This window comes from Roseateles sp. GW821-FHT09G09 (genome assembly GCF_059415965.1).
Map to the genome: position 1 here is coordinate 309,596 of NZ_JBWKOG010000007.1, position 12,637 is coordinate 322,232.

11 protein-coding genes are annotated in these 12,637 nt (G+C 70.4%); 6 read left to right on the forward strand and 5 right to left on the reverse strand.

What is annotated here, in order from left to right; all coding sequences use genetic code 11:
* Nucleotides 1-167: 167 nt before the first annotated feature.
* Nucleotides 168-1,208, reverse strand: a complete 1,041-nt coding sequence (locus AC07O8_RS20230; protein ID WP_495049739.1) for a quinone-dependent dihydroorotate dehydrogenase — start codon at nt 1,206-1,208, stop codon at nt 168-170.
* 155 nt (nt 1,209-1,363) lie between these two features.
* On the reverse strand, nt 1,364-2,314 hold the full coding sequence (locus AC07O8_RS20235; protein ID WP_495049740.1) for a LysR family transcriptional regulator: 951 nt from the start codon (nt 2,312-2,314) through the stop codon (nt 1,364-1,366).
* A 115-nt stretch (nt 2,315-2,429) separates the two neighbouring features.
* On the opposite strand from AC07O8_RS20235, the gene AC07O8_RS20240 reads away from it, so the two are divergent.
* The 5 genes from AC07O8_RS20240 to rpiA all read left to right on the forward strand — a co-directional run bounded on the left by AC07O8_RS20240 (nt 2,430) and on the right by rpiA (nt 6,433).
* The gene (locus AC07O8_RS20240; protein WP_495049741.1) at nt 2,430-3,434 is read left to right on the forward strand and encodes a DMT family transporter; all 1,005 of its coding nucleotides are present in this window, start codon (nt 2,430-2,432) and stop codon (nt 3,432-3,434) included.
* Nucleotides 3,435-3,486: 52 nt separating this feature from the next.
* On the forward strand, nt 3,487-4,620 hold the full coding sequence (locus tag AC07O8_RS20245; protein ID WP_495049742.1) for a 3-deoxy-7-phosphoheptulonate synthase: 1,134 nt from the start codon (nt 3,487-3,489) through the stop codon (nt 4,618-4,620).
* Between the two features lie 85 nt (nt 4,621-4,705).
* Nucleotides 4,706-5,134 (forward strand): hypothetical protein, encoded by a 429-nt coding sequence (locus AC07O8_RS20250; protein WP_495049743.1) that lies wholly within the window; start codon nt 4,706-4,708, stop codon nt 5,132-5,134.
* 46 nt (nt 5,135-5,180) lie between these two features.
* Nucleotides 5,181-5,654 carry a DUF6152 family protein gene (locus tag AC07O8_RS20255; protein ID WP_495049744.1) on the forward strand — a complete coding sequence of 158 codons (474 nt, stop codon included), beginning with the start codon at nt 5,181-5,183 and terminating at the stop codon, nt 5,652-5,654.
* 119 nt (nt 5,655-5,773) lie between these two features.
* Complete coding sequence (gene rpiA / locus AC07O8_RS20260) at nt 5,774-6,433, forward strand: ribose-5-phosphate isomerase RpiA (protein ID WP_495049745.1); 660 nt, start codon at nt 5,774-5,776, stop codon at nt 6,431-6,433.
* 66 nt (nt 6,434-6,499) lie between these two features.
* On the opposite strand, the gene AC07O8_RS20265 is transcribed toward rpiA, so the two are convergent.
* Nucleotides 6,500-8,050: a methyl-accepting chemotaxis protein gene (locus tag AC07O8_RS20265; RefSeq protein WP_495049746.1), complete on the reverse strand. Its 1,551-nt coding sequence runs from the start codon at nt 8,048-8,050 to the stop codon at nt 6,500-6,502.
* A 206-nt stretch (nt 8,051-8,256) separates the two neighbouring features.
* Between AC07O8_RS20265 and AC07O8_RS20270 the strand changes: the two genes are divergently transcribed.
* Nucleotides 8,257-8,646 carry a putative quinol monooxygenase gene (locus AC07O8_RS20270; RefSeq protein ID WP_495049747.1) on the forward strand — a complete coding sequence of 130 codons (390 nt, stop codon included), beginning with the start codon at nt 8,257-8,259 and terminating at the stop codon, nt 8,644-8,646.
* Between the two features lie 19 nt (nt 8,647-8,665).
* On the opposite strand, the gene mnmC is transcribed toward AC07O8_RS20270, so the two are convergent.
* Both mnmC and AC07O8_RS20280 read right to left on the reverse strand, forming a co-directional pair.
* A complete protein-coding gene (gene mnmC / locus AC07O8_RS20275; protein WP_495049748.1) occupies nt 8,666-10,603 on the reverse strand; it encodes a bifunctional tRNA (5-methylaminomethyl-2-thiouridine)(34)-methyltransferase MnmC2/FAD-dependent 5-carboxymethylaminomethyl-2-thiouridine(34) oxidoreductase MnmC1 in 1,938 nt (645 codons plus the stop codon).
* 131 nt (nt 10,604-10,734) lie between these two features.
* Nucleotides 10,735-12,309 carry a DEAD/DEAH box helicase gene (locus tag AC07O8_RS20280; RefSeq protein WP_495049749.1) on the reverse strand — a complete coding sequence of 525 codons (1,575 nt, stop codon included), beginning with the start codon at nt 12,307-12,309 and terminating at the stop codon, nt 10,735-10,737.
* Nucleotides 12,310-12,637: the final 328 nt, after the last annotated feature.

Genomic DNA, 12,637 nt, shown 5'->3' on the forward strand with positions numbered 1-12,637 from the left:
GATCAAGTGTCGGTCAAATGGGAATGCGAGGCATTATCGTCTTGGCAATGGCTTGAGCTGATGAAGTTCCGGGTCAGACCCACAGGTCTTTGCTGAACGCACCAACGAAAAAGCGCTCCAGGAGGAGCGCTTTTCGAGGGGGCCAGAAGAGGCCCGTCGATCGCCGGTCAGAGCCGCGCCATCGCCTTCGCGCACTCGGGCACCAGCGCGGGACCCTTGTAGATCAGGCCGGTGTAGAGCTGGACGAGGTCCGCGCCGGCCTGCAGCTTGGCGCGGGCATCTTCCCCACTCAGCACGCCGCCGACGCCGATGATCGGATAGCCGCCGCCCAGCGCCGAGCGCAGGAGGCGGATCACGCGGTTGCTGGCCTCGAAGACCGGGGCGCCCGACAGGCCGCCGGTCTCGTCGGCGTGCGGGAGGCCCCGCACGGCGTCGCGGGAGATCGTCGTGTTCGTCGCGATGACGCCGTCGATGCCGTGGCGCTTCAGGCTGGCCGCGATGACGGCGACCTGGTCCTCTTCGAGGTCGGGCGCGATCTTCACGAACAGCGGGACCTGCCGTCCGCTCTCGTCCTGCAGCGCCAGGCGGCGCGCCTGCAGCGGCCCGAGCAGCGCGTCCAGCGCCTCGTCGCTCTGCAGCTGGCGCAGGTTCTTGGTGTTGGGACTGGAGATGTTGACGGTGATGTAATCCGCGTGCGGGAACACGCCTTCCAGGCCGATCAGGTAGTCGTCGACCGCGCGCTCGATCGGCGTCGCGGCGTTCTTGCCGATGTTCAGGCCGAGCAGCCCGCCGTGGTGGCGGAAGCTGTGAGAGCGCTTCACGTTGGCGATGAACGCGTCCAGGCCGTCGTTGTTGAAGCCCAGGCGGTTGATCAGCGCCTGTTTCGCGGGCAGGCGGAACATGCGCGGCTTGTCGTTGCCGGGCTGCGCCTTGGGCGTGACGGTGCCGACCTCGATGAAGCCGAAGCCCATCGCGCCCAGGCCGTCGATGCAGCGGCCGTTCTTGTCGAGGCCGGCGGCCAGCCCGATGCGGTTGGGGAAGCGCAGTCCGGCGACGGTCACCGGATCCGACACCCGCGTCTGCGCCCAGGCGCATTGGGCGGGGGTGTTCTGCAGACGGGCGATGCTGCCCAGGGTCAGTTCGTGCGCGTGTTCGGGATCCAGACCGAACAGGAAGGGACGGGCGAAGCCGTAGGGGATGAGAGCCATGATGGGGGCGGATTGTCTCATCGCGCCCGGAACCGCCTGCGTTGCGCCTACTCCTGGCGTGCGAACGGTGATGGGGGACTCTCCGTGGCTCGAACGGGCCGGGGTCCGGACGAGACCGGGTCGGACGCCCCCTTCATGGGCGTTTCATGCGCATTTCATGGGGGATCCGGGCGATCCCACGGCGGCACGTCCCCGAATCGTTCGACACAGAAATCGATCAGCGCACGGCCCTTCGGGCTGGGGAAGCGGCTCGGCAGATAGACGGCGTAGAGCACGTTGGCCTCGGCCGGTCCGCCCAGCGGCGTCCAGTCCGGGAGCAGCGCGGTCAGGCGACCCTCGCGCAGGTCGCGGCCGATCGCGTAGGTCGGCAGCACCGCCAGGCCCATGCCGGCGAGTGCGGCCACGCGCAGCGACTCGCTGCTGTTGGCCGTGAGCCCGCTTTCGAAGCGCAGGGCGCCGGAGATCTCGACCTCCGCCTCGCCCTCGACGGGATGCCGGAAGCGCCAGCGCTCCGGCGCATGCAGGTAGCCGAAGCGCAGGCAGCGGTGGCCGGCCAGGTCCGCGACCGCCGTCGGCGTGCCATGCCGGGCGAGGTAGTCCGGCGCGGCACACAGGACGAATCGGATGTCCGCCAGCTTGCGCGCCACGAGCCCGGGACTCGGGCGTCCGGTCAGACGCATCACGAGGTCGAAGCCTTCCTCGGCGAGGTCGACGTAGCGGTCGTTGAGTCCGAGCACCACCTGCAACTGCGGATGCATCGCGCAGAACTCCGCCATCAGCGCGGTGAACTGCAGGTTGCCGAAGGCGGTGGACGTGCTCAAGCGCAGCACGCCGCGCGGCTGCTCGCGACGGCCGGCGAGTTCCGCGTCGAGCGCCTGCGCCTCCTCGATCAGCCGCTGGGCGCGCTCATACACGCTGCGGCCTTCCGCCGTGGGACTGATGCTGCGCGTGGTCCGGTGCAGCAGCCGCGTGCCGAGCTGCTGTTCCAGTCGCGCGACCTGCTTGCTGACGGCGGACTTGGTCGCGCCGAGCAGCTTGGCCGCGCCCGAGAAGCTGCGCGCGTCCACGACGCGGGCGAAGGCTTGCAGGTCTTCCAGACGGCCCATGGCAGTCCTCCGATTGTTCTTGATCTGGAAACTCTAAAACGAATCGACAGTGGATTGTGTCCAAGGTCTTCCGTTTCTAGAGTTCATCCCATCGCTGTTTACTAGGGAGTCCGCCATGGCGACCTCGACCCTGCCCACCGCCACCTCGCGCAGGTCGCCTGCGTCCTCCACCTTGCCTGCTGCGTCGATGCCGCGTCCGCTCCCGCAGGCGGCGGGCACCGTGGGGCAGGACCGCCTCGGGGCGCTCGTCGCGCTGAGCCTGCCGGCGCTCTTCATCCTGCTGTGGAGCACCGGCTACGTCGCCGGCAAGCTGGCGCTGCCGCACGCGGGGCCGTTCACGCTGCTCGCGCTGCGCTTCGGTCTGGCGGCGGTGGTGCTGCTCGCCGTGTCAGTAGCGACGCGTGCGCCATGGCCCCAGACCGCACGGGCCTGGATCCATCTGGGCGTCGTCGGCCTGCTGATGCAGGTGCTGCACTTTTCCGGCGTCTACTGCGCGATCGCCTGGGGCCTGCCGACCGGCGTGGCCGCGTTGCTGATCGGGATGATGCCGCTGGCCACCGCGATGGGCGCCCACCTGTGGCTGGCCGAGCGCATGAGCGCCGCGCAGTGGCTGGGCATGCTCGGCGGAGCGGCGGGCGTGGCGCTGGTGATCGTCGACCGGCCCTTGGGCGGCGGCAGCGGCGGCGGGGCCTGGATGGCCTACGGCGCGGGCCTGCTCGGCCTGACCGGCCTGGTCGCCGGCACGCTGTACCAGAAGCGCTTCTGCGCCGGCATGGACCTGCGCACCGGCAGCGGCATCCAGATGACGGTCTCCGCGCTCGCCGTGCTGGCGCTCGCGCTCTGGCGCGAACCCGGCGCGCCGGACTGGAGCCTGGAACTCCTCGGCTCGACGCTGTGGCTGGGACTGGTGAACTCGATCGGCGCCTTCAGCCTGATGTTCGTGATGATCCGGCGCGGCCAGGCCGGCGCGGTGGCCCGGCTTTTCTACCTGATCCCCGGCGTCTCGGCGTTGATGGGCATGGGGCTGCTGGGCGAGCACCTCGGCGCGATGGCCCTGGCGGGCTTCGTCGTGTCGGCGACCTCGGTGGGACTCGCCTCGATGTCCCGCGCGGGCGGATAATCGGCGGTTCAATTTCGCGTTTCGACGCCCGAGAGGGCGCACCGCCGCCGCCATGAAGCACCTCGACCACCCGCAGCACGATCGCGAGATCGGTTCCGCCGACGCCACCCGCGACGACACCCGCACCGACGACACCCGCATCGACGCGGTCCGCCCGCTGATCTCGCCGGCGCTGCTGCTCGACGAGCTGCCGCTGCCGGAGGCCTCGCTGAAGGTCGTCGAGACCGCGCGCCGCGAGATCAGCGACGTGCTGCACGGCCGCGACGACCGGCTGCTGTGCATCGTCGGGCCGTGCTCCATCCACGACCATGGCCAGGCGATGGACTACGCCCGGCTGCTGAAGGATCTGCGCGGCGAGCTCCAGCAGGACCTGCTGATCGTGATGCGCGTGTACTTCGAGAAGCCGCGCACGACGGTGGGCTGGAAGGGCTACATCAACGACCCGCACCTGGACGGCAGCTTCCACATGAACGAGGGCCTGCGGCTGGCGCGCAAGCTGCTGCTGGACGTGACGGCGCTGGGCCTGCCGGCGGGCACCGAGTTCCTGGACCTGCTGTCGCCGCAGTACATCTCCGACCTGATCGCCTGGGGCGCCATCGGCGCGCGCACGACCGAGAGCCAGAGCCACCGCCAGCTGGCGTCGGGCCTGTCCTGCCCGGTGGGCTTCAAGAACGGCACCGACGGCTCGGTGAAGATCGCCGCCGACGCGGTGCTGGCGGCGCGCGCGAGCCACGCCTTCATGGGCATGACGAAGATGGGCCTGGCCGCGATCTTCGAGACCCGCGGCAACGACGACTGCCACCTGATCCTGCGCGGCGGCAAGGCGCCGAACTACGACGCGGCCTCGGTGCAGGCGGCGGCCGAGGTGCTGAAGGCGGCGGGGCTGCGCGAGCAGCTGATGATCGACTTCTCGCATGCGAACTCGTCGAAGAAGTACGAGCGCCAGGTCGACGTCGGCCACGACGTCGGCGCGCAGATCGCCGGCGGCGACACGCGCATCACCGGCGTGATGGTCGAGTCGCACCTGCAGCCGGGTCGCCAGGACCTGCTGCCGGGTCAGACCAAGGCCGACCTGCTGCCCGGCGTGTCGATCACCGACGCCTGCCTGGGCTGGAGCCAGACCGAACCCCTGATGCGCGCGCTGGCCGCGGCGGTGCGTCAACGGCGCGAGCGTCGCGCGGCCTGACCGGGCCCTCCGGGCTCCCGCTGCCACCCTGGCGAATGAGCGGCCGTCCGGACCGGCACACCCCGACGCAGGACGGCCTGACCGCATGTGGACCACGATGACGACGCTGGCGGCCCATCCCTGGGCCTATCCGGCGTTCTCGGTCGTGCACCTGATCGGGCTGGGCGCGCTGTTCGGCGGGCTGTTGGTCTTCGAGCTGAGGACGCTGGGCGCGCGGCCCGAGATCGATCCGTCGGCGCTGGCGCGTCTGGCGATTCCCACCGCGCTGGCGGGCTTCGCGCTGTGCGCCGTGTCGGGCGCGGCGATGTTCGCGGTCCAGCCGCAGGAGCTCTGGGTCAATCCGGCGCTGCGGATCAAGGTCGCGCTGATCGCGCTGGCGGGCCTGAACGCGGCGTGGTTCCACTGGCGCGGCGGCGTCCGGGCGCGGGACCAGCTCGGGCGCTGGCAATGCCTGCTGTCGCTGGGGATTTGGGTCGCTGTCATCATCTGCGGGCGCTGGATCGCTTTCGTCTGAGTTCCCACCCGCCGGCGCGTCCTTCACTTCCTTCAAGGAGGCTTCGATGGAACGTCGTCTGTTGCTGGCCGCGCTCGCGGCCGCGCCCCTGCTGCCCGCCACCGTCCGCGCCCATCACGGCTGGAGCGGCTTCGACCAGGATCGCCCGCTGTACCTCGAGGGTCGGGCGTCCAAGGTCACCTGGCGCAACCCGCATGCGGAACTGGATCTGGACCTGCCGGAGCGGCTCGTGCTGCCCGCGGACCTGAAGCAGCGGGCGCTGCCGAAGCAGACGACCGCCGTCGACGGCGAGACCCTGCTCGCGAAGACGCAGCTGCCGACGCGGCGCGACCGGCGCTGGGAGGTCGAGCTCGCGCCGCTGACGCGGCTCGAGGCCTGGAAGGTCGAGGAGATCAGACCTGGCACCGAGGTGTCCGTGATCGGCTTCGCCGCGCCGGGAGAGCAGGGCGCGGCGGTGCTGCGGGCCGAGTACCTGTTCGTCGGCGGGAAGGTGTACGGGCTCAGGTCGTCGCCGGCGTGAGCGTCCCGGCCGCTGCGCGCGCGCGCACAGTCCGGGCGAGCCGGAGCGGCGGAGCGGCGGAGATAATCCCGCCTTTCCTTATCCGCCATCCATCACGAGCCTCCGCTCGCTCCCCCGCCATGACCCAAGACGAATTGAAGACCCTGGTCGGCCAGGCCGCATTGCAGTACGTGACGCCGGACACGGTGGTGGGCGTGGGCACCGGGTCGACGGTGGACAAGTTCATCGACGCCCTGGCCGCGAGCGGGATCCGCATCTCGGGCGCGGTGTCGAGCTCGGTGCGCAGCACGGAGCGGATGAAGGCGCTGGGCATCCCGGTGCTGGACGCGTCGGAGGTCGAGTCGCTGCAGGTCTACATCGACGGCGCCGACGAGATCGACCGCCAGGGCCACATGATCAAGGGCGGCGGCGCCGCGCTCACGCGCGAGAAGATCGTCGCCGACCTGGCCAGGACCTTCGTCTGCATCGCCGACGAGAGCAAGCTGGTCGACGTGCTGGGCGGGTTCCCGCTGCCGGTCGAGGTGATCCCGATGGCCGCGGCGCAGATCGCGCGCCGCTTCCGGGCGATGGGCGCGGAGCCGGTGCTGCGCAAGGATTGCGTGACCGACAACAGCTGCCAGATCCTGGACGTCAAGGGCCTGGAGATCACGGATCCCGCCGCGTTCGAGGCCGAGGTCACCCAGTGGCCCGGTGTGGTCACCGTCGGCGTCTTCGCCCGCAACAAGGCCGGCGTGTGCCTGCTGGGCACGGCGCAGGGCGTGAAGACGATGACGTTCTGAGCATCGCCTCCCGGAACGACGACGAGGCCCCGCGGGGCCTCGTTTCGCATCCAGCGCCGCGGGCGCTCAGCGCAGCCGGAACACGGAGATCGCCGTTGCCAGTCGTTGCGACTGCTCCTTGAGGCTCTCGGCCGCGGCGGCGGATTCCTCGACCAGGGCCGCGTTCTGCTGCGTCATCTGGTCCAGCTGGCCGATGGCGGCGTTGACCTGGTTGATGCCGTCGCTCTGCTCGCGCGACGCGGCGCTGATCTCGCCGATGATGTCGGCCACGCGCTGCACGCTGGCCACGATTTCGGTCATCGCGCCGCCGGCGTCTTCCACCAGCCGCGAACCCGACTCGACGCGCTCGACGCTCGCGCCGATCAGCGTCTTGATCTCCTTGGCCGCCTCAGCGCTGCGTTGCGCCAGGGAGCGCACCTCGCTGGCGACCACCGCGAAGCCGCGGCCCTGTTCGCCGGCGCGCGCCGCTTCCACGGCCGCGTTCAGCGCCAGGATGTTGGTCTGGAACGCGATGCCGTCGATCGTGCCGATGATGTCGGCGATGCGACGCGAACTGCTGCTGATGTCGCCCATGGTGCTCACCACCTGACCCATCACCGAGCCGCCGCGCTGCGCCGTTTCGGCCGCCGAGCTCGACAGCTGGTTGGCCGTCATCGCCGAATCCGCCGTCTGGCGCACCGTGCCTGTCAGCTGCGTCATCGACGCGGCGACTTCCTGCAGGTTGGAGGCCGTCTGCTCGGTGCGGGCGCTCAGGTCGTGGTTGCCGGTGGCGATCTCCGCGCTGGCGGTGCCGATGCTCTCGGCCGAGCCGCGCACGTCGCCGATCAGCTTCAGCAGCTGCGACTGCATGCCGCCCAGCGAGCCGAGCAGCTGGCCCGTCTCGTCGCTGCCGCCTGTGGGCACGCGCTGCGTCAGGTCGAAGTGGGCGATGGCGTCCGCGACCTCGGCGGCACCGCGCAAGGGGCCGGTGATCGAGCGCGTCAGCGACACCACGAACCACACGCCCAGGCCCAGCGCGACCAGCGAGAACACGAGCAGCGCGGTCCGCGCCCGGCCGTTGGTTGCGTCGAGCTGCTTGGCCGCATCGTCCAGCAGCGAGCGCTTGTGCTGCACGATGGCCTGGATCGCTTCCTGGAACTTCGCCGCGGCGGGCTGGAATTCGCGGTCGAAGACCTCGCGCGCCTTGTCCGCGTCGCCGGCCTTCTTGGCGGCGGCGACCGCGTCACGGGTGCTCAGGTAACCTTTGCGGGCCTCGCTGAGCGTCTCGAACATCTTGCGCTCTTCCGGCGTGACCATGTAGCCGTCGAGCTGCTTCTGCAATTCGCCCGACTGCTTGGTCGACTCGGCCGAGGTCGCCGCGAAGAACTGCGCCAGGCTGGGGTCGGCGCTGACGGCGATCGCGCTGGTGCGGTTCACGCCGTTGGTGATATTGCGGTACCAGTCGGAAGCGACGCGCTCGGCGGCCAGGTCCTGGTTGAGCATCACGTCGGTCTCGGCGGCCACGCGGCCCAGGGCCAGGTAGCTCAGGCCCGAACCGACGAAGGCGATCAGCAGCACCAGGCCCAGCACCACGCCGAGCCGCTGGCCGATCGATCGGCCCGCGACGAGATGAATCATGAATGTGTCTCCCGAGAGGTTGAATCCGCGTGGATTCGTTTGGCTTCGTTTGGATTGGTGTGCCTGCGCCCATGCGGGCGCGCGGCAGCCTTGACGGCGTCTTCGCACCTTATCGACGCGTACGTGATCAAACTTAAATGGTTCGACGGAGGCGGTCGGACAATGCGCCATCCGTCACGACCTGCCGGCCATCGCCGGCGTCCGCCATGTCCGACACGACCTCCCCGTCCTCCCCGTCCTCCCAGACCGCCACGACGTCCGTCGGCGGCAGCTTCCTGCAGGTGATCGCGCATTACCACGTCAAGCCGGGACTGGGCGACCAGGTCGGCGCGCTGCTGGTCGAGCTGACCGAAGCCACCCGCCGCGAGTCCAAGAACCTGGCGTATGCGTTCTACCGCTCGCCGCAGGATCCGGACCGCTATGTGATCCTCGAGCAATATGCCGACGCGAGCGGCCTGGACGAGCATCGCGCGTCCGAGCATTTCCAGCGCCTGGGCTTCGGCACCATCATCCCGATGCTGGTGTCGCGCGAGGTGACGAGCTACGTCGTGCGCACCGGCGCGGACGGGCAGCCGGCGGACGCGGTCAAGGCCTGACCCCCTGGAAGGTTGAGCTCTAGGTCTGGGCCCGTTGGGCCTTGGCGGCGAAACGGGCCGGATCGAGGGCTTCCGCGAGGCTGGCTTCCACCGGCCACGGCGCGCCGGTGAGCTGCGCCGCGACTAGCTCGGCGCACAGCGTCGCCCAGGTGATCCCGCGCGAGGCGAGGGCGCCCACCACCATCAGGCCCGGCTGACGCGGCCAGAAGCGCACCTGCTCGGCGCGCCGCTCCGGCCTCACGACCGGCAGGGCGCCCACGATCGGGAGCCGGTCCGGCAACAGGCTTCGCCAGCCCACGCGGCCCGCGAGCGGGACCTCCGCCGGGATCGGGACCGACGGCAGCAGTGCGCGCAGCCGGGCGACGTTCTGGTCGTGATCCGCCGACCGGAGCGCGGGGGCCATGTCGCCGCCGTCGGTGCTCGCGCCGAAGCACAGGGTGCCGTCGGGGAGGCTGAGTGCGTAACCCAGTCCTGCCACCGGCATCGCCAGCGTCGCCGGGGTCAGGGCTTGCGTCATGACGCTCAGTTGCCCGCGCTGCGCCACCCACGGCCATGGCGGGCCGGCCGTCCAGGGCGCGGCCAGCGCGTCGCTGCCGATGCCGGCGCAGAGCACCACGGCATCGGCGCTCGCGATGACCTCCCCGGCGTCGTTCTTCGCGGACCAGCGACCGCTTCCCGCATCGCGAAGCAAGCCCGCAACGGGCGTGTCCAGACGAAGTCGGAAGCCATCGGCTCGCGCGGCTTCGTCGAGCCACGCGGCCACGAGCGCCGGCGGCGATACCGCGCCGCCGCCTGCGAAGTACCAGGCGGGTCGGGCCAAGGCCAGGCTCGCTTTCGCGCTGGCTTCCTCGACGCTCAGGGCCTGGACGTAGTCGTCGGGCAGTCCGCTGCGCGCGAGCAGCCTCCGCATCGATGCCAGCGCGTTGGCGTCCCGTTCGACGCGCAGCAATCCCCATTGCAGCCACGGCAGGGCGGGGGCGACACGGCGCAGTTCGCGCTGGGTCGCGAGTGCCGCCGCGCGGCTGAAGCGCGCATGCGGACCGTCTTCGGCGTGGAGCGTGCCGTGGAACAGCCCGCCCGGGTTCCCGGAGGCCTGAGCCGCGGTCGTCGCGCCGCCCTCGAGCACCGTGACGTGCCAACCCTCTCGCGCCAGCACGCGCGCGCAGGCCGCGCCCGCCAGCCCCGCGCCGATGATCAGCACATCCTTGGCCTGGGGCGCGACGGCCACCCGGCCCGGCGGCACCGGTGGCCGATGACGCGGGGCGAAACGCGCCACCGTCGTCTGCCATTTGCCGCCGATGCCCGGCCGCTTCCGGACCTCGAAACCTGCCGCGGTCAATCCGTCGCGCACGCTGCGGGCGACGCTCCAGGTCGCGGCCGTGGCATCCGGCGCGGCCAACCGGCCGACCTGCTTCAGGACGGCGTCGTCCCACAGGTCGGGGTTCTTCGCTGGCGCGAAGCCGTCGAGGAAGAACGCATCCACGGTCGCCACCAGTTCGGGCAGCCAATCGTGCGCATCACCGAGCGCCAGCATCAACCGGACCCGGCCGTCCTCGAAGTCCAAGGGGTGAAGGTTGGGGGTGAGCACGGGCCAGGACGCCAGCAGCTGCCGCGCGAGCGCGGGCTCCGGCGAGGCGGCGTGCGCGCGCGCCAGATCGGCCGGCGTCAGCGGATGCTTCTCGATGCTGAGGAAGACCAGTCGCTCACACCGTGCCGGATCCGCGCGCCAGGCGGCCCAGGTGGCGAGGAAGTTGTTGCCCAGGCCGAAGCCCGTTTCGAGCACGACGAAGCGCCGCCGTCCCGCCCATCGATCCGGCAATCCATTGCCGTCGAGGAACACCTGCCGCGCCTGCACGAACGCCCCTGACGGGGCGTGGTACGCGTCGCCGAAATCAGGCGCGCTGGGAATGGCGCCGGAGAAATCGACGCGGGCCGGAACGATGGGCGCGGTCTTCATGGGATCAGGGAGTGGCGGGGAGTATGCCCAATGTGATCTTGCCCGGCGCCAGGGATACGGTGGGCGGAAACGGCGGGCGGAAACGACAACGGCGCCTGCGAGGGCGCCGTTGCATCACGGGGAGTCCGGGATCAGGAGTTCGACTTCGGACGCGTCAGCGCCGCGCCTGCCGGACGGTTGCCCTGGCTGCCGTGACGGCTGCCCTGGCCCTGACCTTGACCCTGGCCTTGGCGCGGACCGCCTTGACCCTGCGCCTGGCGTTGGCCTTGACCCTGGCCTTGGCCGCCCTGGCCCTGACGCTGACCGCCTTGCCCTTGCGGTTGACCGCCGGATCTCTGGCCGCCGCCCTGGGCGCCCTGCGCCGGACGGCCCTGGCCTTGACCCTGGCCGCCGCCCTGCGGACGGCCGCCTTGGCCTTGCGAACGGCCACCGCCGCCGCCGCCGCCGCCGCGACGGCCACCGCCGCCTCCGCCACCCGCCGGTCGCGGCGAGCCCGAAGACTTGCCCAGGCCGCCGTTCAGCACCATGCGGCCCAGCACGATGGGTTCGGGCTTGGCGTTCGGATCCGGCTCGAAGCCCGGCACGACCTCGCGCGGGATCTCGCGCTTGATCAGCTTCTGGATCTCGCGCAAGAAGCCTTCCTCGTCGACGCACACCAGCGACAGGGCCTCGCCCTGCGCGCCCGCGCGGCCGGTGCGGCCGATGCGGTGCACGTAGTCTTCGGCGACGTTGGGCAGCTCGTAGTTGATGACGTGCGGCAGCTGGTCGATGTCGATGCCGCGGGCGGCGATGTCGGTCGCGACCAGCACCTTCAGGTCACCGCTCTTGAACTCGGCCAGCGCCTTCGTGCGGGCGCCCTGGCTCTTGTTGCCGTGGATCGCCATCGCGGTGATGCCCGACTTGTCCAGGTACTCGGCCAGGCGGTTCGCGCCGTGCTTCATCCGCGTGAACACCAGCACTTGGTGCCAGTCGTTCTTCGTGATCAGGTGGGCCAGCAGTTCCTTCTTCTTGTCGCGGTCGACCGGATGGATGCGCTGCGCGATCGTGTCGGCCGTCGCATTGCGGCGCGCGACCTCGATCAGGCCCGGCTTGTCCAGCAGGCGGTCGGCCAGCGCCTTGATCTCGTCGCTGAAGGTCGCGGAGAACAGCAGGCTCTGCTTCTTCGCCGGCAGCAGCGCGAGCACCTTCTTGATGTCATGGATGAAGCCCATGTCGAGCATGCGGTCGGCTTCGTCCAGGACCAGGATCTCGACCTTGGACAGGTCCAGCGTGCCTTGCTGCGCGTGGTCCAGCAGGCGGCCCGGCGTGGCCACCAGGATGTCCACGCCCTTGCGCAGCTGGCTGATCTGCGGATTCATGCCGACGCCGCCGAACATGACCATGCTGGTCAACGGCAGGTACTTGCCGTAGGTGCGCACGCTTTCCTCGACCTGCGCCGCGAGTTCGCGGGTCGGCGTCAGCACCAGCGCACGGATCGCGACGCGGCCCTTGGCGTCGCGCACGGGCTTGCCGGTGGAGAGGCGCTCCAGCAGGGGGAGGGTGAAACCGGCGGTCTTGCCGGTGCCGGTCTGGGCGCCGGCCAGCAGGTCGCCGCCGGTGAGGACGGCGGGGATCGCCTGGCTCTGGATGGGGGTGGGGGTCGAGTAGCCGGCATCGGCGATCGCGCGGAGCAGGGGCTGGGAGAGCCCCAATGCGTCAAAACTCATAAGCTGCTTTGTTGGTGCCCGAACGGGCTTTGTGTGCAGCACGCCGGCCCCGTGGGGGCTGGCGCCAGTCTTCGGCTGCCGTGGGAGAGCGTGAGCTCAAAAGATAAAGCCGCGGCAAGACTGAGCCGCGGCGATGGGGCCATTGTAGCTGACGGGGTCTGTGATCCTTGCGAGCGATGGGTTCGGAACGACGATGCGATCGTGAGGAGGCACCGGTCCGCGGCTTGAGCGACCGAATGCGCCGGAGTTGCGGAAAAACGGGGATCCGGACAGCTTCCAGCAAGCTGGGTGACAGCCCTCACTCAGGCAAGCGTGTCGGTGTCCGCAG